This is a genomic window from Erythrobacter sp. Dej080120_24 (assembly GCF_036322605.1).
Taxonomy (GTDB): Bacteria; Pseudomonadota; Alphaproteobacteria; order Sphingomonadales; family Sphingomonadaceae; genus Erythrobacter; species Erythrobacter aurantius.
This window is the reverse complement of sequence record NZ_AP027262.1, coordinates 1,062,501-1,082,608: the sequence shown is the minus strand read 5'-3', so window position 1 is coordinate 1,082,608 and position 20,108 is coordinate 1,062,501. Positions and strand designations below refer to the sequence as shown.

Here is a 20,108-nt window from a genome sequence, read left to right as displayed (position 1 = left end):
CCTCACATGCATGACGCTCTGTTCCAGCCGCTCAAGATGGGCGCGCTCGAAGCGAAGAACCGCATTTTCATGGCCCCGCTCACCCGCGGGCGCGCGGCCGATCCGATGTTCGTGCCCAATGATCTGATGGCGACCTATTACCGCCAGCGTGCAGGCGCGGGCATGATCCTGACCGAAGCGACCGGTATCAGCGTCGAAGGGCTGGGCTGGCCATCGGCTCCGGGCATCTGGAGCGACGAACAGACCGAAGCGTGGAAGGCGACGACCAAGGCGGTGCACGAGGAAGGCGGCCTGATCGTCATGCAGCTCTGGCACATGGGGCGCATCGTCCACCCCTATTTCCTCGGCGGCGAACCGCCGTTTTCCGCCAGCGCGACCAAGGCTCCCGGCGAAGCACATACGCCGCAGGGCAAAAGCGAATACGCGACCGCGCGCGCCATGACGCATGAGGATATCCAGCGCACCATTGGCGATTATCGCCGCGCCGCCGAGAACGCGAAAAAGGCCGGGTTTGACGGTGTGCAGTTGCACGGCGCGAACGGCTACCTTGTCGATCAATTCCTGCGCGACAAGACCAATCTGCGCACCGACGAATACGGCGGCAGCCCGGAAAATCGCACCCGCTTCATGCGCGAAGTTCTGGAAGCGATAATCGATGTCTGGGGCGCGGACCGGGTCGGCATCCGCCTTTCACCCAATGGCGATTCGCAAGGGACCGACGATAGCAACCCGCCCGCGACATTCGGCGCGGCGGCCAAGGTGTGCGAGGAACTGGGCCTTGCCTTTGTCGAACTGCGCGAACCGGGGCCGGACGGCACTTTCGGCCAGACCGATGTGCCCAAGCAGAGCCCGCTGATCCGCTCGATCTACACTGGTCCGCTGATCCTCAATTCGGATTACACCGCAGAGGAAGCCGACGCCGATGTGTCGAGCGGAAAGTGCGATGCCGTGAGCTTTGGCCGCCCCTATATCTCGAACCCCGATCTCGAAAAGCGGATCGCGGCCGGGGCACACTGGAACCCGAACAAGGACGTGCCCAAGAGCTGGTACTTCCCGATTCCCGAAGGCTACACCGACTATCCGACGCTCGAACAGGAACAGTCCGAAGCGGCGGAATAATCCCCTTACCCCTCGGGTGTCGCCGGTGGTGCCGGCGGCGCCGGAGCGGGGGCCGCTGGGTCGTTGGTGGTGGTGATGGTGGTTTCCACCGAAGTCTCTCCACCATCAGTGCTGGTCGTTACAGTGGTGGTGGTGGATTGACGCGCCGCCGGAGGCGATGTCGAAGTCAGTTCCTCCAGCGGGAGCATGTCGTCGCTGATCGTCCCGCCCAGCACTTCGCCGGCGGCCTCTCCCCCGGTCGCCACAGCTTCGCCATCGCCGGCGGCTTCATCCCCGCACCCGGCGAGCGCCAGCGTGGCCAAGAGCGAAATCGGAATCAGTTTGCGGATCATTTGCTACATGCCTTTTGCCGGGCGGTTTCCAGCGCGCCGAGGAAACGTCCAGCCTGCCCGATCAGCGCCTGGTCCCATTGCTCGCTGGTGATCGATTTGCCAAGCCGCGCCATGCTGGTGACGCCGAATTCGTCGATTCCGCAAGGCACGATCCCGCCGAAATGCGACAGGTCGGGATCGAGATTGACCGAAAAACCATGCAGCGTGACCCAGCGCCGGACCCGGACGCCGATTGCGCCGATCTTCGCCTCGCGCCCGTCGATATCCTGCGTCCAGATGCCCACGCGCCCTTCGCAGCGCCATGCCTCGATATCGAAGGTGGCCAGAGTGTCGATCACCCAGCCTTCGATGGCATGGACGAAACAGCGCACGTCCTTGCCGCGCTTGCCAAGGTCCAGCATCAGATATCCGACCCGCTGGCCCGGCCCGTGATAGGTGTAGCGCCCGCCCCTGCCTGCCTCGACCACTTCGAAACGCGGATCGACCAGTTCAGCCGGATCCGCGCTGGTGCCGGCGGTGTAAACGGGCGGATGTTCGAGCAGCCAGATCAACTCGTCTGCCTCACCCGCAGAGATCGCCCGCGCGCGTTCCTCCATAGCTTCCAGCGCCGCAGTGTATCCGACCGGCGCGCTTTCGCGCTGCCATTCGACGTTGTGCGGATCAGTCAAATCGAGTGCAATGCTTGCCATTGACCCTGCGTGGGGGCATTGAACGCGCTAATCAAGGGGTCAATCGCCGATCCATGGATATCCGGCCGCGTCAGGCGGCATTGGTTTCGGCGACAGCAGAAGGGATCTGAAGTGAAACTCGACATGGGCAAGGCATGGTCGGATGCGACCGGACTGATCGGTTCTAACTTCGGGCTTCTCACCACAATAGTCGGTCTGTTCTATTTCCTGCCGAGTTTCGCGATCACTCTGCTTGTCCCCGAAGTCGCCAATCCGGCGCCCCCGCCCGCCCCCGGAGGCAGCGATCCCGAAGCCGCCTTCAAGGCGATGATGGAAACACTGCAGGAGCAATATGCGACCGGGTGGCCTTATTTCCTGGCGACGACCCTTGCCGCCTATGTCGGGTCGGTTGCGGTGCTGGCGCTGTTTGCGGAACGCGGCAATCCAACCGTGGGCGACGCTTTGAAGGCCGGTTTTCGCGGTGCGCCGATCTATCTGGCCACGCAGTTGATCTTCGGCCTAGCGATCGGTCTGGTCGGCGGCTTGCTGGTCACGGGCGCCGTGCTTATCTCCCCGTTTTTGGGGATCTTGGTCGGCATCATCGTCCTCGTCGCGGCGGTGTATGCCTCGATCAAGCTCATCCTGATCCCGGCGATCATCGGGATCGAGGGTGATCTCAATCCGATTTCGGTGATGAAGCGTTCGTGGGCTTTGACCAAAGGCAATTCGCTGCTGATCTTCGTCTTCCTGTTCGTGCTGCTGATTGTGGTCGGGCTGGTTTCGCTGGTCGTCACGCTTGTCTTCACGACAGTTCTGGCCGCGTTCGGCGAACCTGTTGCCAGCATCGGAGCCGGGTTCGTCTCAAGCCTCAGCAGCGCCATCGTCGGCGGCCTGTTCCTGTGCGTGGTGGCCGCAATCCACCGCCAGCTTGCTCCAGGCGCATCCAAGGTGGATATCGAAACCTTCGATTGAAGGGCCTGCGTCATATCGCCGATTGAAAGCACGGACACTCTGGCCTAGCGCCATTGTTGATGGCCGAAGCCGACGCCCCGCCTGATAAGAAAAGCATCGCCGCCAATCCGATTTCGGGCGGGCGCATGGCGTTGCTGTTCACGGTCATGCTGGTGACAGCGGCAGGCAACACCGCGATGCAATCGGTGATGCCGTCAATCGGCACCGCGCTGCAGGTAGACGACGTCTGGATCAGCCTTGCCTACAGCTGGTCTGCGCTGCTGTGGGTGGTGTGCGCTCCGATCTGGGCGCGGCGTTCGGACAAGCGCGGACGCAAGGCGATGATGGCGGTGGGTCTGACCGGCTTCATCGTATCGATGCTGCTTTGCGGACTTGCGCTCTATGCGGGACTTTCGGGCTGGCTTTCCGCGCTGTGGGCGCTGATCGCATTTGCCGCGGCGCGCAGCCTTTATGGCGGTTTCGGAAGCGCAGCGCCCCCGGCAGTGCAGGCCTATGTCGCGTCGCGCACGCCGCGCAGCCAGCGCACGCAGGCGCTGTCGTTGATCGCTTCCAGCTTCGGGCTCGGCACGGTTATCGGTCCGGCACTGGCGCCTTTGATGGTGCTGCCCCTCCTCGGGCTGGGGCTGACGGGGCCGTTCATCTGCTTTGCCGCGATCGGGCTTGCGGCAGTGCTGCTGTTGCGCTGGCGCCTGCCCAATGACGAACCGCAATTTGCGGCACGCGGGCTGGCCGCACCCTATTCGAGCGGTTCGGGTGCGCCGAGCGATCCGCAAGCTTCGCTAGAGCCAGAGGAAGGCGAGGAGCCACCCCGTCTTGGCTGGCGTGACATGCGCCTGCGCCCCTGGATCATCGCCGGGTTCTTTGGCGGCCATGCGCAAGCGATGGTATTGGGAATTTCGGGCTTTCTGGTGCTCGACCGGCTGGGCCTGAGGGCGACACCCGAACTTGGTGCGGGGCCGGTCGGGCTCGTATTGATGGCCGGTGCGCTTGCCACGCTGGTTGCGCAATGGGGCCTGATCCCGCGCTTCGACCTCGGGCCGCGCGCCGCGACGCTATGGGGCATAACAACGGCGGCTGTCGGGACGATATTGCTTGGGGTGGCGGGCGACCTGCACATGATCGCGCTGGGATACGCCATCGCATCGCTCGGCTTTGGCCTGTTCCGGCCCGGGACCACGGCGGGCACGTCGCTCGCGGTTACCCGCGCGGAGCAGGGTCAGGCATCGGGCATCGTCGCGTCGCTAGCAGGGGCGAGCTACATCTACGCTCCGGCACTGGGCGTATGGCTGTATGGCCATTCCGACTGGCTCGGTTTCGGGCTGATCGTCGCTCTATGCCTGATCGTGCTCGGCCACGGCTGGTTCGCCTTGCAGGCCGACCGCGATCTGACCCGCGACCGGAACTGACGCGGCTACAGAAGTTTCAACACTTCATCCTGCGGGCGGCACAGCGCCACACCCTTTTCCGTTTCCACCAGCGGGCGGTTGATCAGGATCGGATCGGCGACCATCGCATCAAGGATCGTGTCTGCATCGGCTTGCGGCAGGCCACGCTCCTCCGCATCGGTGCCACGCAGACGCAACCCTTCAACCGGGGTCATTCCGGCGTCAGCGAACAATTGCGCGAGCTTTTCGCGCGAAGGCGGGTCCTTGAGGTATTCCACCACCGTCAGATCGACCTTCGAAAGGTTTTCAAGGATCGCCAGCGTCTTTCGCGAAGTACCGCATTTGGGATTGTGCCAGATGGTTGCCTTCATCTCTTGTGTCTCCGTTTCGATTTGCGTGCGCCCTGCCGCAAGCCGCACCGTCGATCAAGCAGGAGCAGCCTGCGCAGGGTAAGGCTCGGCAGAATTGCCACACAAGCTTGAAATGCGAATTATTCTCAAAAACATCCTTGCACTTGCGAATAGGTTGCAATAGCGCCCCCTCCATGATTGCAAAACAACCGATGACCTATCGACTCGCCCGCACCGCTCTCTTGCTCGGCTGCGCAGCAATGGCGTTCCCCGCGCTCGCGGAAACCACCGAAGCAGGTAGCGGCGTCGCTGCGGAAAGTTCTGCCGAGGATTCAGCCGATCGCGGACCGAATATCGTCGTCACCGGCGATGTCCTCTATTCCAACGAAATGAATGCGCTGAAGACGCCGACCCCGATCATCGACGTCCCGCAATCGCTCAGCATCACCACCGCCGATCAGATCATCCAGCAGGGCTTCGATTCAATCGGGGACATCGTGCTTTACACCCCCGGTGTCACCAGTTCGCAGGGCGAAGGACACCGCGATGCCGTGGTGTTCCGGGGCGTCCGGTCCACCGCCGACTTCTTCGTCGACGGGGTACGGGATGACGTCGAATATTATCGCGGTCTCTACAATCTTGAGCAGGTGGAAATCCTGCGGGGCCCCAACGCCCTGCTGTTCGGACGCGGCGGAACCGGCGGCATCCTCAATCGCGTGACCAAGAAGGGTGTCATCGGCGAGAATTTCACCGGCTTCCGCACCTCGGTCGACACTTTCGGCGCCTTCGACATCTGGGCGGACGTCAACCTCGCCACGGGTGAGAACTCGGCGCTGCGGATCAACGCAGCCTATGAGAATCTCAACAATCACCGCGATTTCTTCGACGGTGATCAATTCGCCATCAACCCCACCTTCCGCGCACAATTGGGTGATCGCACCACCATCGATCTCGCCTATGAATATATCGATCACGAACGCTTCATCGATCGCGGCATCCCCACCGATGACAACGGCGATCCGGTTCGTGGCCTAAAGGACATTACCTTCGGCGACCCGGAAGAAAACTACACCACCTTCCAGGCCCATGTCCTGCGCGGCACGCTGCAACATGTGTTCTCGGACAATCTGAAGGGCAATCTCACCGCTTCGTGGGGTGACTACGACAAGGTTTACTCCAACTATTTCCCAGTCGGCTACAACCCCGCCACCAATGTTGTGGCGATGGATGGCTATATCGACACGACGCAGCGCCAGAATCTCGTGCTTTCAGGAAATCTGATCGGTGAATTCGCGACTGGCGGGATCGAGCATACGCTGATCGTGGGTGGCGAGTTCATCGACACAAGCAACAACAATGATCGCTTCAACCCGGTGTTCGACACGGCAGTGCTCGATGGCCGCCGCACCGATGTCGAATTCTTCCCGGCAGTTCGCCCGCTGCCCCTGCGCGGAGGCGTCGGCACGACGGCAGACGGACGTACAACCCGCGGCCCGTTCACCGCGCTCAATGACGACACCGAAGCCGATCTGACGGTAGTTTCGGCTTACATCCAGGACGAGATCAAGCTGGCGGAATGGATCCGGGTGGTGCTGGGCGCGCGGTTCGACAGTTTCGAAATCACCGTGCTCGACAATCGCACTGGAGCGGTTCGCACCCGAAAGGACGAGGAGATCACCCCTCGGCTCGGCCTGATCCTGAAGCCGCAGCAGAACCTTTCGATTTACACCAGCTATTCGGAAACCTTCCTGCCGCGTTCGGGCGATCAGTTTGCCGATATCAACCCACCGGCTGACGCACTGGAGCCGGATACCTTCTCCAATCTCGAAGCCGGGGTGAAGTGGGACATCCGCCCCGGCCTCGCGCTGACGGGTGCGGTATTCCAGATCGAGCAATCATCACCGCAAGTTGCGGACAACAATCCGGGCACGCTTGATGTCATCGATTCGAAGATCCGCGGCTTCGAAGCCCAGTTGCAGGGGCAGGTCACCGATTGGTGGTTCCTTTCGGCCGGCTATTCCTATCTCGACGGCGAACAGCAAAGCCGTACCGGCCCGACCGGGCGGCGCCTGCGCGAACTGCCTGAGAACATGTTCTCGATCTGGAACAACTTCCAGGCGACCGATCAGCTTGGTTTCGGGCTTGGCCTTACGGCGCAGGACGAAAGCTTTGCCGACAACGGCAATACGGCGACGCTGCCGTCCTATGCGCGGGTCGATATGGCGGTGTTCTACGGCGTGAACGAGAACCTGCGTTTGCAGGTCAATGTCGAAAACCTGTTTGACGAACTGTATTTCCCCAACGCCCACTCTGCCAATGAGTTGACAGTGGCGCCGCCGCTCAACGCGCGGTTCACGATTACGGGACGTTTCTGAGGAACGTCAGTCCCCGGAGTCGGAAGGCTCCGGGACAGCCCTCAGCGCGGGAACACGCTGCGCCGCGTCTGCCGCCTCGATACCAGGAGCGGGCGCGGCGCTGATGCTTTCGCGCCGCTGGATTACCCGGCCGGCCCGCTGCACCGCCCGCACCAAGCGCGGATAGACGCCGCAGCGACAAAGGTTTTGTAGCGCGTCCTCGATCTCGGCACGGGTCGGAGCGGAATTGCGATCCAGCAAGGCGGCACCGGCGATCACGATACCGGGAGTGCAATAGCCGCACTGGATCGCCTGTTCGGCTACCATCGCCTGCTGCATCGGGTGCGAGCGATCGCGCGAAAGCCCTTCGATCGTGGTGATCAGGCGCCCTTCCGCCTCGGCCAGAGTGATGCGGCAGGATCGCAAGGCCGTGCCATCGACGATCACCATGCACGCGCCGACGCAATCGCCGCCGCCGCAGCTCTTTGTCCCGGTAAAGTTCGCCGCCTCACGCAGCGCGTAGAGCAGCGGCATCTGGGGGTCGAGATCGAACTCGACCGGCCGATCGTTGATCGTCATGCGCGGCATTGCGCTATCCTAGCTGTCTGGCGAGCCGGCTCAGTTGCGCCAGCTGCTGTCGATCCGGTCAATCCGGCGCTTCCACGCCTCGAAATCGAACAGGCCGGAACCGCCCTGCCCGGACATCACCGAAAGATCGCGCTGGTGCACATCGACGACTTCCTGCGGGACGATGTTGGCCGCACCCTGCGACAGGGTCGCGACCTGGATTTCGCAAGCGCGTTGCAGCGCCCACATCTTGACGAACATGCCCGGAATCGTGCGGTCCATCACCACCGGGCCGTGGTTGCGCAGCATGAGGATCGAATGGTTGCCGAGATTGCGCACCAGCCGCTCACCCTCTTCGGGACGCACGGTCACGCCTTCGAAATCGTGGTAGCCGATCTGGTTCTGGAAATTGCAGGCATAGAAATTGGTCGGCAGCAGGCCGTCCTTGTGGCTGGCAACGGCCATCGTCGCCGTGGTGTGGACGTGGCAGATCGCATTCGCGCGGTCGCCCAGATGCTTGTGGAAATAGGCGTGCTGGGTGAAGCCGGCCTTGTTCACCATATAGGGCGAACCGCCGACATTGTTGCCTTCGACGTCGATCTTGACGAGGTTCGAAGCGGTCACTTCATCGTAAAGCAGGCCAAACGGGTTGATCAGGAAAGTATCCTTCTCACCCGGAACCGCGACGGAAATGTGGTTGTAGATCGATTCCGACCAGCCGAGGTGGTCAAAAATGCGATAGCAAGCGGCGAGATCGAGCCGGGCCTGCCATTCTTCCTTGCTGACCTTACCTTCGAGGCTGCTGTCGGGCTTAAGCTGGGTTGCCATGAGGAATCCCTCTCCTTCCTGAAATTCTTGTCTCTGCCTATCGCATGGCACGCGGGGGCTGCACAAGCATTTCGCTTTGCCTTGCCGCCGGGCTGCGGCTACCCGCGCAGTCTCGATGAACCAGCAATCTTCCTCACCTATCAAATCAGCAAGCGCCAAGCTGACGCAGGGCAGCATCACTGGGCATCTGATCGGGCAGACCCTGCCCGCGGTCATCGGGGTCGCCGCGATCATGTCGATCGGATTGGTGGATGCCTATTTCATCGGCCAGCTGGGCAGCGATGCGCTGGCGGCGATCTCCTTCATCTTTCCGATCTCCGTGGCGCTGACTTCGCTCGGCGTGGGGGTGATGGTGGGCATCAATTCCGTTGTCGCCCGTGCGCTGGGTGAGGAAGACCCCGAACGCGCCGCCCGCCGGGCAAATTTCGGCATCGTTTTCGCAGTGCTGGTTGGCGCGATCATGGCGCTGGCATTGTTCACGCTGCACGATCCGTTGTTCCGGCTGATGAACGCCCCCGATCACCTGCTGCCGTTGATCCGCACCTATATGCAGCCCTTTGCCCTGGGCTTTCCGCTGATCCTGGCGATCATGGGCTTCAACGGGGTGCTGCGCGGACAGGGCGAAGCGCGCAAGACCAGCCTTGTCAGCATAACCTATGCAACAGCCAACTGGGTGCTCGATCCGCTGCTGATTACGGGCGCTTTCGGATTCGAAGGATTGGGCATCGTCGGCGCGGCCTATGCGACCGTCATCGGGTGGGCGTTCGGTGCGATCATGGCGATGGTGTTGATGCGCCGGGCGGAGATCCCGCTCGATTTTGGTCTGCTGCGCGATTGCAGCCCGATCGATCCAGCGGTTTCAATCCTGCGGGTGACCGGCCCTGCAGCTTGTTCGAATGCGATCAACCCTGTCGGCCTGTCGATCCTGACTGCGCTTGTGGCGCTCGAAGGCGAGGCGGCCGTTGCTGGGTTCGGAGCCGCCGGACGACTGCAAAGTTTTGCCACAGTGCCGCTGCTGGCGCTGTCCGGCTCGATCGGCGCGATCGTCGGACAGAATTGGGGCGCGCGCGAATTCGACCGGGCGCGCGAAGCGGCGCTTTGGGCTTTCGGCTTCTGCATCGTCTGGGGCCTCTGCATTGCACTGGCGATGGTATCTGGCGGCGAATTCCTGGCCTTCCTGTTTACCGAGGATGCCGACGTCGCGAGCGAATTCGCGCTGTATCTCAGCATCGCGGCGTGGGGCTATGCAGGCTTCGGAATCCTGATCGTCGCCAACGGGATATTGAACGCGGTCGACAAAGCTTCACTCGCGCTGACCCAATCCGCTCTGCGGGTATTTCTGGTGATGCTGCCCTTTGCCTGGCTGCTGGTTGGCAGCTGGGGCAGCGCCGCGATCTATTCGGCGGAACTCGCCGCCAATCTGTTCGGAGCCGTCACCGGCATTCTGCTGGTAACCTACGCCATCAAACTGCGCCATGCGAGATAGGGCGCGCTAGGCCTTCGTTAACCATCTGTCGCCATAGGTGAACCTCACGCAAGAAGGGGCACAGGCGTCATGGATGACCTGCTGGCGGATTTCGTCGCAGAGACACGCGAAATGCTGGAAGCAAGCACGGGCGAAATCGTCGCCTGGGAAGCTGATCCGGCGGATCGCGCGCGGCTCGACACCATTTTCCGCTTTGTCCACACGGTTAAGGGCAATTGCGGCTTCTTCGATTTTCCACGCCTGGCCGCGCTTAGCCATGCAGCCGAAGACGCGCTTGCCGATTGCCGGGCAGGACGACGCGAACCGGACAGCGCCCTCGTCAGCGTGGTTCTCGCCATCATCGACCGGATTGTCGCCATGGTGGATGCGATCGAGGCAGGCGAGCAATTTCCCGAGGGTGGCGATGATGAACTGATCGCCGCCTTGCAGCCGGGCGCCGAAGCGCCCGCCTTGCCGCATGCCCCCGCCAGCGCGCTGCTGGATGACTTCAACCCCGAAACCGGCGAAACGACGCTCGCGAAACGCGCCGAACCTGTTGCCGCCCAGCGATCAATCCGGCTCCCCGTCGACTTGCTCGACCGGGTGATGAGCGGGGTTTCCGACATGGTGCTGGCCCGCAACGATCTGGCTCACCGCTTGCGTCAGGCCGGGACCCAGCCGACAATCGACGGCCCGTTCGAACGGCTCACGACAATCCTTGCCGATGTTCGCGACGCGATCACGCGGATGCGGATGCAGCGCATCGAAACGCTGTTCAGCGCCGTACCCCGCCTGGTTCGCGATCTGTCGAGCGAGCTTGGCAAGCAGGTGATGGTCGATCTCGAAGGCGGCGATGTCGAACTCGATCGCGAAATGATCGAAACGATCCGCGACCCGATCACCCACATCATTCGCAATGCGATCGATCACGGGATCGAAAAGCCCGGCGAAAGGCTTGCCAATGGCAAGCGCGAGATCGGCATGCTGTCGATTGCCGCGCGGCAATCGGGCAATACGATTTCGATCGTGATCAGCGATGACGGGCGCGGGCTGGACGAGGAAAGAATTGCCGCAAAGGCGATCTCGACAGGCCTGATCACGGCTGATCAACGAGCACAAATGAGCCGCGAGGCGATCTTGCAGCTGATTTTCCAACCCGGATTTTCGACTGCCGAAACCGTCAGCAACGTCTCGGGCCGCGGCGTCGGTCTGGATGTGGTGCGCGAAAATCTGGAGCGGGTCGGCGGCAGCATCAAGGTATCCAGCAGCAATCACGTGGGCACGCTGTTCACGCTGCAAATCCCGCTTACGCTCAGCATCATTGCCGGACTGACGGTGGAAGTTTCCGATCAACGCTTTGCCATCCCGCAAAGCTATGTCGAGGAAATCATCCACGCATCGGCCAAGGCTCTGGACTTCACCCGCGTTGGCGAAACCGCGCTTGTCACTTTCCGCGGTGTGCGCGTGCCGTGCCTGATGCTGACTGACGTGCTGGGCCTGCCCACGGGTGATCTTGCCGACGGGCAGCACATCATGGTGATGCTGCGTCTCGCCAGCGGTGATCTGTTCGCGCTGGCGGTCGATCGCATCCATTCGCATGGCGATATCGTGGTCAAGCCGCTTGCTCCGGCCGTGATGCGCACCGGGCTCTACGCCGGTTCGAGCCTGCTCGATGATGGCCGACCGGTGCTCTTGCTCGATGTGACCAATATCGCAGCCACCCACGATCTTGTTTCCGATGCCAAAAGCCGCGTGCTGCGCGCCTTTGAAGAAGATGACGAGAGCGCAGCCGCCGAAGTGCAGCGCGCCATGCTCTTCACCCATTTCGACGGTCGCCGCTGCGCGATCCGGCTTGAACTTGTGCAGCGGATTGAGACCGCACCTGCCAGCGCCCTCGACCTGTCCGGCTCCACCTCGCGCGCAGTGATCGAAGGCGAAATCCTGCCGGTGGTCGGATTGCCCGATGGCCCCGTTCCGGCGGAGAAAATCCGGCTCCTGCGTCTCACCGATGGTGCGTGCGAGCTGCTTCATGCGGTGCGCGAAGTGGATGACGCGGCCCTGCTCGAAGGCGCGCTGGAACCCGAACCGAACGATCCACTGGTCGAAGCCGTCACGCTGGTGGACGGGCAGACTGTCGCCCTGCTGGACGGCCATGAACTCTTCGCACGGCACAGCAAGCCAGCCGAAGCGGCAGCCAAGCCGGTGTGCCGTTTGCCCGACAGCGATTGGGCCAGAAGCATACTCGCTCCGCTGGTTGCATCCGCGGGGTACAAAGTCGCTTCAGATGCCGACAACCACGAAGATGTGGCGATCTGGTTCGACGATGAATACGAAGCCGCAGCCGCGCTTGATGTCGAGTTCCGATCACCCGTGATCCGGCTGCGCGATGCTCCGGAAGCCCCCGATGCCGCTGAAACCATCTATCGTTATGATCGCGATGGACTGATCCGGGCGCTCAGGCAGGCGCGCAAGACGATGGGAGCGCGATAATGGACGATCTGCTTGTCATGGCCCAGATTGCCGGACGCCGGTGCGCCTTGCATGCGCATGATGTGCAATCGGTGATCGAGATCGCCGCAGTTACTCCGATCCCGCGGGCACCGGATTTCATCGCCGGGATCACGGCCATGCGAAGCCAGGCGCTGACCGTCATCGATTGCCGCCGTGCGCTCGGTTTCGACCCGGATCACTGGGCGACCGACAACCGTGCGATTGTCGTCAGCATCTCGGGATACTCCTATGCATTGCTGATCGATGCGATCGAGGACATCACATCGGGCATGGGCCAGCCGGAGGAAATTCCGGGCGGCTTTGGCCCGGAATGGTCGCGCGTGGCGACAGGGCTGATCGAAACGCGCGTGGGGCCGGCGCTGCTGATCGACGTCGCGGCCTTGATCGCAGGACCAGATCCAATCGGAGCTGCGGCTTAATCCAAAACTTACCTTCTGCGGGTAACGCTGCCGATTGTACCGTTGAAGAGACCGACCTGTCCGGTGCCATGTCGCATCGGGCAAGATCGAAGGGTGGCTAATGAAAACGTGTCTGATCGTCGATGATTCCCGAGTGATCCGCAAGGTATCGCGACACATTCTCGAAACGCTCGGCTTTGCCGTGGGCGAGGCCGAGAATGGGAAGGAAGGGCTGGATGCCTGCATGGCGTCGATGCCCGACGTCGTGCTGCTCGACTGGAACATGCCGGTAATGACAGGCATCGAATTCATCACCCAGCTGCGTCAGCGCCCCGGCGGTGACAAGCCCAAGGTTGTGTTCTGCACCACCGAAAATGACGTTGCGCATATCCGCGAAGCGATCAGTGCGGGCGCGGACGAATATGTGATGAAGCCGTTCGATCACGAAACGCTTCAGATCAAACTGCAATTGGTCGGCTTCGCGTGAGCCCACAAGGCGATCATCACTCCCGGCTGCTGAGAAGGCCGTCGCCGGTTTCGGAAGGCGCAAACGCGGCGCCAGCCGCCGATCCGATCCGGGTGATGTTGATCGACGACTCGCTGACCGTGCGCACTGTCCTGAAAAGGATGGTCGAAAGCGATCCGGGAATGGTGGTGGCGGACACCGCCTCCAGCGCCGAGCGCGGCATCGCGCAGCTGAAGAACGCCGCCGTCGATGTAATCCTGCTCGATCTGGAAATGCCGGGGATGGGTGGCCTGGTCGCATTGCCGGACATCCTTGCCGCGGCACCTGATGCGCAGGTGATGGTGGTATCCTCGCTCACCGAAGACGGCGCACATGCCACGGTGGAGGCGCTTTCACTGGGCGCCGCTGACACCATGCTGAAGCCCCGGCCAGGCGGCTTCAACGAGGATTACCGCAGCCAGCTGCTCGGCAAGATCCGCGCTCTCGGGACCTCGATCCCCGATACCGCAAGTGATCAGACCAATGCCGCGAGCACACGTGAGCCGGTCGGGATTCGCACCAGCCAGCGACGCTCGAAGCGGCCTGAAATTCTCGCCATAGGGGCATCGACCGGGGGCATTCACGCCCTGAACGTGATGCTTCGGGCGCTGACACCGGCTCTCGACCTGCCGATCCTGATCACCCAGCATCTTCCCGCCTCCTTCATTCCTGTTTTCGCTCGCCAGATTGAAGTCGCAAGCGGCAGGCCGACCCGCATCGCCGCCGAAGGCACCGAGATCCGCCAAGGGGAAATCGTGATTGCCAGCGGCGAAGGACACATGACGGTACGGCGCGTGGGCGACAGGGTGGTCACACGGGTTGTCAGCGAAAGGGCGGCTAGCGGATGCCTGCCTTCGGTCGATCCCATGCTGGCCAGCCTAGCGACCACATATGAAGGCCGTGCCCTTGCCGTGATCCTTTCGGGCATGGGACGTGACGGATTGCAAGGGGCACAGCTTCTGGTTGAAGCCGGAGGCGCAATTTGGGCACAAGACGCCGATACCAGCGCCGTCTGGGGAATGCCCGGTGCCGTCGCCAAGGCAGGGCTGACGAGCATGATCGCTGCGCCGCAAACGCTCGGTGAGGCGATCATGGCCGAATTTTCGTCCGCGCATTGCGCAGGCGCCGCGGCTGTCCGGGCGTAGGCGCGTCGATGGAAGTGAGCCAGGCCTCCTACCAGATCATCGCCGATCTGCTGGCCGCGCGCACCGGTCAGCACCTGACCGAAAGCCGCCGCTGGCGCGTGCCGACTGCTCTTGCCGGCATCTTTCGCGAACACGGGATCAGCAATGTCGATCAGCTCGTCTGCCTGCTGGACGAACCGCGCCGCCGCGCGAGCGATCACGATCTAGCGACCGAAGTTGTCGAGGCGCTGCTCAACAACGAAACCTACTTCTTTCGCGACAAACCTGCCTTCGACCAGATCCCGGAAGACATCCTCCCCGAACTGGCACGTCGTCGCGAGCATACAAAGCGCATTTCGATCTGGTGCGCGGGATGCTCCACCGGTCAGGAAGTGCACAGCCTTGCCATGCTGTTCGAAGACCAGAAGGATCGCTGGGCTGGCTGGACAATCGACATCCTCGGCACCGATGTCTCGCATCGGGCGATCCGCGCCGCACGCACCGGGCTCTACAGCCAGTTCGAGGTCCAGCGCGGATTGGGCGTTGCGCAGATGCTGCGTCATTTCGACGAGACGCCCGACGGCTGGCAGATCCGCGATCATGTTCGCGGGATCACCCGCTTCCAGCAGCACAATATCCTAACAGAACCGCCCGGTCGGCAGCGTTTCGACCTCGTCCTGTGCCGTAACGTACTGCTCTATTTCGAAAGGGAAAATCGCGAGACCGCGTTCCGACGGCTGTCAGCCGCGCTCGCGCGGGACGGCTTCCTGATGCTTGGCGCCGGAGAGACCGTTATCGGCCAGACCCGTGATTTTACGCCCTCGCCAAAACGCATGAGCATTTATGAACTGCGCGAGGCAACCGAGCCTGTGAACGCAATGACGGCACGGTAGGCTTAACAAATACCGCCCCGTTTCCTGCTTTAGGACTAGCGGATTTTACCCTTCATTAGCCGTTGCCGTTTAGGAATTGCTCCTTCGCAGACCTCCTCAATTGCGCAACCGAAGGAACCATGGTGCCCGAACCGAGAAAACCCATGCGCCTGACACCGATCGGGCTGGTGCTGGTTCCTCTCGCCACCGTTTCACTGGTGTTCGCGCTCATCACACTCGTGGTGTTGGCGAGCGACATTCTGGAATTTGCCGCCCCGGAAGGACTGCTGATCGCCGGAGCATTGATTTATGCGGCGACGATATTCCTGTTGAGCCGCAGCGGCTTTGCCAATGTCCGCGAGTTGGAAACGCTCGGCGTGATGGATCCGCTCAGCCAGCTTCCCAATCGCCGCGCCCTGCACGCCGACATCGATCGTCATTCGCAAAGCGCCGAAGAGGTCGCCATTGCGCTGATCGACCTCGACAGTTTCAAGCAGATCAACGATCACTATGGCCATGCCGTTGGCGATCAGTTGATCCGGCAATGCGCGCAGGAAATGCGCGAAGTTTTTGGCGATGAAGCGCAGTGTTATCGTCTGGGCGGGGATGAGTTCTGCGCTGTCACTCACGGAAAGGTTGCGGGCACCATCCTCGAAGGCATGTGCCGCACCCTGCTCGAAAAATTGCAGGCTCCGGTTCCGCTGGGCCATCGGCAGATCGCGGTGGGCGCCAGCATCGGCCTTGCCCGCAGCACAATTGAGGATCGCCTGCCATCCTCGGAGCTGCTGCGCCGTTCGGATGTAGCGATGGAAATGTCCAAGCGCGGCGGGAAAATGCGCTGCACCTGGTTCAACCAGACATTCGACCAGCGCCGCGAAGCCGTGCGCGAGCTTGAAGACGAACTGCGTGCCGGGCTTGCCAACGGGGAATTCTCGCTCGCCTACCAGCCGCTCGTCGATGCGGCCAAGGGCGGGATTGTCGCAGTCGAGGCGCTGCTGCGTTGGGAACGCCGGGATGGCAAGAAGATCGGGCCGAACATTTTCATTCCTGTTGCCGAACAGTCAGGCATCATCAATCCGATCGGCTTGTGGGTGCTGCGCGAGGCGGTGACCAATGCCCTGCGCTGGGATGGCATCACGCTTTCCGTGAACATTTCCGCCGCCCAGCTGCGCAACCCGGAATTCCCCATCAAGCTGGGCGAGATACTCGAAGAAACCGGCTTCCCTCCGCATCTGCTCGAACTGGAAGTGACCGAAACCTGTCTGGTCCTGGACCCGGTGGTGGCTGAACGGGCTTTGGATGTGATCCGCAAATTCGGCGTGCGCATTTCGCTCGATGATTTCGGTACCGGCTACGCCTCGATCGGCTTCCTGCGCCAGTTCCGCTTCGAAAAGCTGAAACTTGATCGCAGCCTTGTGGTGCAGGCAGGCGAGGACGACGGCAGCCGCGCCATGATGCTTTCAAGCATCGCCGTTGCCCGCGCGCTCAAGATGGGCGTGACGGCCGAAGGGGTGGAAACCATTGAGCAAGCCGACATGGTTCGGCTCGCTGGATGTGACCAGATTCAGGGATGGCTTTATTACAAGGCCATGCCCGCACAGCAGATCGACACACTGATCGCACAGCAATGTGCCGAGCGGTGCGAACAATCAGGTGGACAGGCAGCATGAGCAAACATGACAAGCTGGAACCCGGTTTCGAGTTTGAGAGCGAGCCGGAATACCGCGAAGTGGCCGAAGACGCATTCGTGTATGAGGACAAGCCGGATGCGGTGACCAACTGGTTTCGGCAGCGCAGCACCAATCAGAAAGTGCTGCTGACGGTTGGCGCACCCTTTGCCATCGTGGGGATCACGGTCGCGACGACTTTCATCAGTCTTGGCATTATCAGTGCCTCTGTCGGCACAGGTAGCAAGGAAAGCCTTTCCAGCGCTGCGGCATCGATCGATACCTTGCGCTACATTCTGGTCGGCTTGGTAGTCGCCAGCATGGTTTTGACAGGATTCCTGTTCAGGGCGATCCGCAAGGATGTGATCGGCACTTCGCAACAACTCATTGATTGCCTTGGCCGCATTTGCGCCGGTCAACACAATATCGTCGTTCCGCACCGGGATCGCAGCGACGAATACGGGCAATTGGCTGACGTGACCGAACGCATGCGCCGCGCCGGGGTGCAATTTGAGAAACTCTACAAGGAAAGAGCACGCCGGGCAGAGAGCGAGCTTGAGGAAAAGACGCGCCTGCGCCTTGTCGAAGAGGAATCGCGGCTGGAACGCGAGCGCGCCCTTCGCAACATCGCCGATCAATTCGAACGGACTGTGGGCGATGTCGTGAGCGGCGTGGCGAGCGCGTCGAGCCAGCTTCAGGCGACTGCCACGATGATGGCAGCTACCGCCGAACAATCGAGCAATCGGACCTCGGAAGTCGCAGTTTCGATGGAGGAAGCGAATTCCGGAGCGACAGCAGCCGCCGCCGCGTCGGACGAATTCGCCATGTCGATCGGAGAGATCAGCCGGCAGGCGGCTTCATCGGCCGAACTGGCACGCAAGGCGACCCTTTCCGCCAATGAAGCCGACGCGACCATCACCGCCCTTGCCGATTCTGCACAGCAGGTCGGCCAGATCGTCGAGCTGATCCAGACGATCGCACAGCGCACCAACCTTTTGGCGCTCAACGCCTCGATCGAGGCAGCACGCGGCGGGGAAGCCGGGCGCGGCTTCGCTGTCGTAGCAAGCGAGGTCAAGGAACTCGCCATGCAGACGAGCAGGGCGACCGAGCAAGTTGCCGAACAGATCCGCACCATGCAGGATACAACCGGGGCAAGCGTGAGCGCATTGCGCTCGATCGCAGCCGAAGTGCAGCAGCTCGAAAGCACTGCGGTATCCATTGCCAGTGCGGTGGATCAGCAGTCGGTGGCCGGGCAAGACCTCGCCCGAAGCATCGACCTTGCCGCACGAGGAACCGAGCAAGTGGCGAGTACGATCAAGGAAGTGCGCGAATTGTCGATCTCGACAGGCACCGCCGCGAGCCAGGTGCTCGACAGTTCCACTGCGCTCGAACAGCAGGCCAGCACGCTGAGAACGCAGGTGGATCGCTTCCTCGCGAAAGTCCGGGAAAGCTGAGGCGCCTCGCCGCTGCGGTGCCGCTGTTAAAGCCAGCAGCAAGGCCAAAAGTGCATTTCGGCTTTGCAAAATATCGAAAAATCAACAATCTGGCGCCTGCGGGCAGGTAACTGCCGCTGCGAGGGAGGGGCGCGATGATCGATATTGAATGGGAACACGGCAAACGCTGGCAGGATGAACACCGCACGCGCTGGCGCGATGCGAGGGAAATCTGTAACATCAAGGCGCGCATTCCCACTGATCCGCTAACCGACATTCGCAACAGGAATGCCGCACTCGGCCAATTGTTTGACGGTCTGGGAAGGCGGTCACGTCGCGTCGCAATTCTCGGCTCCACCTGGTCGCAGGCGGATCTGTTTCCCAATCGCGCAATTGTGATCGACACGGACAAGGACGGCGTCGTCTGGTTCCTGAAGCCGGAGATGCTCCGGCCGGAGCACGCGAACAATGCATCGCGCTTTGTGCTGGCAGCTGGCGGGACGAAACTTTCGGCGCTGATGGACGCGCTGGATGCGAAGGGCATGTCGCTGATGACTGCCGGATCACACAAGGGCCAGTCGCTTGCAGGAGCAATCGCGACCGGTACACATGGTTCGTTCTTCAACGAAGCCGGGCTGGAAACCCATGTGCGGGGCATGCTTTTCGTTGCCGGGACGGATCATACGCACTGGATTGAGGATCCGGCCAATCCGGTGCTCTCACCTAGCTTTGCAGCGCAATTGGGCGGGCGCGGGCATGATCATCGGTTCAAGGATATCATCGTCCATCTCGGGGGGCTCGGATACCTCAACGTGGTCTTGCTTGAGGTCGTCCCCCGTTTCACTCTTTCCTGGGCCAAGGCCTGTGTGCCACTTGCACCCAGCTGGTGGGATCATGTCGCCGCTGGAAATTTCGCCGCCGCGACTGGATCGATCGGAAACGGCTCGCCGGTCTTCTACGAACTTACGTTTGATCCGAATGCGGGACCGGATGCAGATGTCATGCAATCGGTTTACTGGCGTGACGGGTCGGAACCGGCGCCCGCGCACAAGGCGGCATCGCCGGGCAATGCCCAGCACTATCTGACTCAGGCGCTCGATGATGATGTTGATGCGGCGCACCGCCGTGTTCTTACAGGCGAAAGTTCTGATGATGCGGCCGAGGCGGCTGGGGTTGGGGGCCTCATCAATGTACCCAAACTTGTATTCGCTGCGTTCCGCAAATCGCTGGCGAATGGCGGCGGAGCTTCAAGTGCGCCAGTTTCGCTGCGCCAGATTACCGAGGAGTGGAAGCCGCGCAAGATCGGGCCGCTCAGGATCGAAACCTTCAACGCCGCGATCTGTGTCGACAGGGCGCGCCTGCGTGAAGCCATGCAGGCGGGCTTTGAGATTGCGCGGGAGTACGATCCGCACTTTGTCTACACGATCCGCTTTGCCAAGCGGAGCCCGGCGGGGATGGGTTTCCTGCGCTTCGACAACAATGCCGTGATCAATGTCGACGGGTTGATGAAGAAATTTCCATTCTCCGACAGCGACGATGCGGCACGCGGGTTTTGCGA

18 protein-coding genes (1 of these 18 only partly in view) are annotated in these 20,108 nt (G+C 61.8%); 13 read left to right on the top strand and 5 right to left on the bottom strand.

Annotated features, from left to right (window positions below; translation table 11 throughout):
• Positions 1-6: 6 nt before the first annotated feature.
• On the top strand, positions 7-1,119 hold the full coding sequence (locus AABA34_RS05195) for an alkene reductase (protein ID WP_034952007.1): 1,113 nt from the start codon (positions 7-9) through the stop codon (positions 1,117-1,119).
• A 5-nt stretch (positions 1,120-1,124) separates the two neighbouring features.
• Here the strand turns inward: AABA34_RS05195 and AABA34_RS05190 are convergent, their stop codons facing one another.
• Both AABA34_RS05190 and lipB read right to left on the bottom strand, forming a co-directional pair.
• The gene (locus tag AABA34_RS05190) at positions 1,125-1,451 is read right to left on the bottom strand and encodes a hypothetical protein (protein WP_338304185.1); all 327 of its coding nucleotides are present in this window, start codon (positions 1,449-1,451) and stop codon (positions 1,125-1,127) included.
• Positions 1,448-2,140 carry a lipoyl(octanoyl) transferase LipB gene (gene lipB / locus AABA34_RS05185; protein WP_338304184.1) on the bottom strand — a complete coding sequence of 231 codons (693 nt, stop codon included), beginning with the start codon at positions 2,138-2,140 and terminating at the stop codon, positions 1,448-1,450. Before lipB ends, AABA34_RS05190 begins: the two co-directional genes overlap by 4 nt.
• A gap of 111 nt (positions 2,141-2,251) precedes the next feature.
• Between lipB and AABA34_RS05180 the strand changes: the two genes are divergently transcribed.
• Together AABA34_RS05180 and AABA34_RS05175 are read left to right on the top strand one after the other, a co-directional pair.
• The gene (locus AABA34_RS05180; protein WP_338304183.1) at positions 2,252-3,091 is read left to right on the top strand and encodes a hypothetical protein; all 840 of its coding nucleotides are present in this window, start codon (positions 2,252-2,254) and stop codon (positions 3,089-3,091) included.
• Positions 3,092-3,150: 59 nt separating this feature from the next.
• A complete protein-coding gene (locus tag AABA34_RS05175; RefSeq protein WP_445083760.1) occupies positions 3,151-4,497 on the top strand; it encodes an MFS transporter in 1,347 nt (448 codons plus the stop codon).
• Between the two features lie 5 nt (positions 4,498-4,502).
• On the opposite strand, the gene AABA34_RS05170 is transcribed toward AABA34_RS05175, so the two are convergent.
• Complete coding sequence (locus AABA34_RS05170; protein ID WP_338304182.1) at positions 4,503-4,847, bottom strand: arsenate reductase family protein; 345 nt, start codon at positions 4,845-4,847, stop codon at positions 4,503-4,505.
• 191 nt (positions 4,848-5,038) lie between these two features.
• Between AABA34_RS05170 and AABA34_RS05165 the strand changes: the two genes are divergently transcribed.
• Complete coding sequence (locus tag AABA34_RS05165) at positions 5,039-7,201, top strand: TonB-dependent receptor (RefSeq protein WP_338304181.1); 2,163 nt, start codon at positions 5,039-5,041, stop codon at positions 7,199-7,201.
• A gap of 6 nt (positions 7,202-7,207) precedes the next feature.
• Here the strand turns inward: AABA34_RS05165 and AABA34_RS05160 are convergent, their stop codons facing one another.
• Positions 7,208-7,768: a (2Fe-2S)-binding protein gene (locus AABA34_RS05160; protein WP_338304180.1), complete on the bottom strand. Its 561-nt coding sequence runs from the start codon at positions 7,766-7,768 to the stop codon at positions 7,208-7,210.
• 30 nt (positions 7,769-7,798) lie between these two features.
• A complete protein-coding gene (locus AABA34_RS05155; protein ID WP_034951994.1) occupies positions 7,799-8,575 on the bottom strand; it encodes a class II aldolase/adducin family protein in 777 nt (258 codons plus the stop codon).
• A gap of 115 nt (positions 8,576-8,690) precedes the next feature.
• Here AABA34_RS05155 and AABA34_RS05150 point away from each other — a divergent pair, with 115 nt between their 5' ends.
• From AABA34_RS05150 to AABA34_RS05110, 9 genes are all read left to right on the top strand, one after another.
• Positions 8,691-10,061, top strand: coding sequence for an MATE family efflux transporter (locus AABA34_RS05150; protein ID WP_338304179.1), 1,371 nt, complete (start codon positions 8,691-8,693; stop codon positions 10,059-10,061).
• Between the two features lie 69 nt (positions 10,062-10,130).
• Positions 10,131-12,530, top strand: coding sequence for a chemotaxis protein CheA (locus tag AABA34_RS05145; protein ID WP_338304178.1), 2,400 nt, complete (start codon positions 10,131-10,133; stop codon positions 12,528-12,530).
• Complete coding sequence (locus AABA34_RS05140; RefSeq protein ID WP_252259964.1) at positions 12,530-12,970, top strand: chemotaxis protein CheW; 441 nt, start codon at positions 12,530-12,532, stop codon at positions 12,968-12,970. Before AABA34_RS05145 ends, AABA34_RS05140 begins: the two co-directional genes overlap by 1 nt.
• Before the next feature lie 100 nt (positions 12,971-13,070).
• Positions 13,071-13,436 carry a response regulator gene (locus AABA34_RS05135; RefSeq protein ID WP_034951984.1) on the top strand — a complete coding sequence of 122 codons (366 nt, stop codon included), beginning with the start codon at positions 13,071-13,073 and terminating at the stop codon, positions 13,434-13,436.
• Complete coding sequence (gene cheB / locus AABA34_RS05130) at positions 13,433-14,599, top strand: chemotaxis-specific protein-glutamate methyltransferase CheB (RefSeq protein WP_338304177.1); 1,167 nt, start codon at positions 13,433-13,435, stop codon at positions 14,597-14,599. The genes AABA34_RS05135 and cheB overlap by 4 nt, the downstream gene beginning before the upstream one ends.
• Before the next feature lie 8 nt (positions 14,600-14,607).
• The gene (locus AABA34_RS05125) at positions 14,608-15,471 is read left to right on the top strand and encodes a CheR family methyltransferase (RefSeq protein ID WP_338304176.1); all 864 of its coding nucleotides are present in this window, start codon (positions 14,608-14,610) and stop codon (positions 15,469-15,471) included.
• A 143-nt stretch (positions 15,472-15,614) separates the two neighbouring features.
• A complete protein-coding gene (locus AABA34_RS05120) occupies positions 15,615-17,120 on the top strand; it encodes a putative bifunctional diguanylate cyclase/phosphodiesterase (protein WP_338304175.1) in 1,506 nt (501 codons plus the stop codon).
• On the top strand, positions 17,117-18,571 hold the full coding sequence (locus AABA34_RS05115) for a methyl-accepting chemotaxis protein (RefSeq protein ID WP_338304174.1): 1,455 nt from the start codon (positions 17,117-17,119) through the stop codon (positions 18,569-18,571). The genes AABA34_RS05120 and AABA34_RS05115 overlap by 4 nt, the downstream gene beginning before the upstream one ends.
• Positions 18,572-18,705: 134 nt before the next feature.
• Positions 18,706-20,108: the 5' portion of an FAD-binding protein gene (locus AABA34_RS05110; protein ID WP_338304173.1), read on the top strand. It continues 190 nt past the right edge of the window; 1,403 of the gene's 1,593 nt are visible here — the first part of the coding sequence; it begins with the start codon at positions 18,706-18,708; its stop codon lies beyond the right edge, outside the window.

Coding starts and splice junctions, on each gene's coding strand:
- AABA34_RS05195 (WP_034952007.1), top strand. CDS start 7: ATGCATGACGCTCTGTTCCAGCCGCTCAAGATGGGCGCGCTCGAAGCG.
- AABA34_RS05190 (WP_338304185.1), bottom strand. CDS start 1,451: ATGATCCGCAAACTGATTCCGATTTCGCTCTTGGCCACGCTGGCGCTC.
- lipB (WP_338304184.1), bottom strand. CDS start 2,140: ATGGCAAGCATTGCACTCGATTTGACTGATCCGCACAACGTCGAATGG.
- AABA34_RS05175 (WP_445083760.1), top strand. CDS start 3,151: ATGGCCGAAGCCGACGCCCCGCCTGATAAGAAAAGCATCGCCGCCAAT.
- AABA34_RS05170 (WP_338304182.1), bottom strand. CDS start 4,847: ATGAAGGCAACCATCTGGCACAATCCCAAATGCGGTACTTCGCGAAAG.
- AABA34_RS05165 (WP_338304181.1), top strand. CDS start 5,039: ATGACCTATCGACTCGCCCGCACCGCTCTCTTGCTCGGCTGCGCAGCA.
- AABA34_RS05160 (WP_338304180.1), bottom strand. CDS start 7,768: ATGCCGCGCATGACGATCAACGATCGGCCGGTCGAGTTCGATCTCGAC.
- AABA34_RS05155 (WP_034951994.1), bottom strand. CDS start 8,575: ATGGCAACCCAGCTTAAGCCCGACAGCAGCCTCGAAGGTAAGGTCAGC.
- AABA34_RS05150 (WP_338304179.1), top strand. CDS start 8,691: ATGAACCAGCAATCTTCCTCACCTATCAAATCAGCAAGCGCCAAGCTG.
- AABA34_RS05145 (WP_338304178.1), top strand. CDS start 10,131: ATGGATGACCTGCTGGCGGATTTCGTCGCAGAGACACGCGAAATGCTG.
- AABA34_RS05140 (WP_252259964.1), top strand. CDS start 12,530: ATGGACGATCTGCTTGTCATGGCCCAGATTGCCGGACGCCGGTGCGCC.
- AABA34_RS05135 (WP_034951984.1), top strand. CDS start 13,071: ATGAAAACGTGTCTGATCGTCGATGATTCCCGAGTGATCCGCAAGGTA.
- AABA34_RS05125 (WP_338304176.1), top strand. CDS start 14,608: ATGGAAGTGAGCCAGGCCTCCTACCAGATCATCGCCGATCTGCTGGCC.
- AABA34_RS05120 (WP_338304175.1), top strand. CDS start 15,615: ATGCGCCTGACACCGATCGGGCTGGTGCTGGTTCCTCTCGCCACCGTT.
- AABA34_RS05115 (WP_338304174.1), top strand. CDS start 17,117: ATGAGCAAACATGACAAGCTGGAACCCGGTTTCGAGTTTGAGAGCGAG.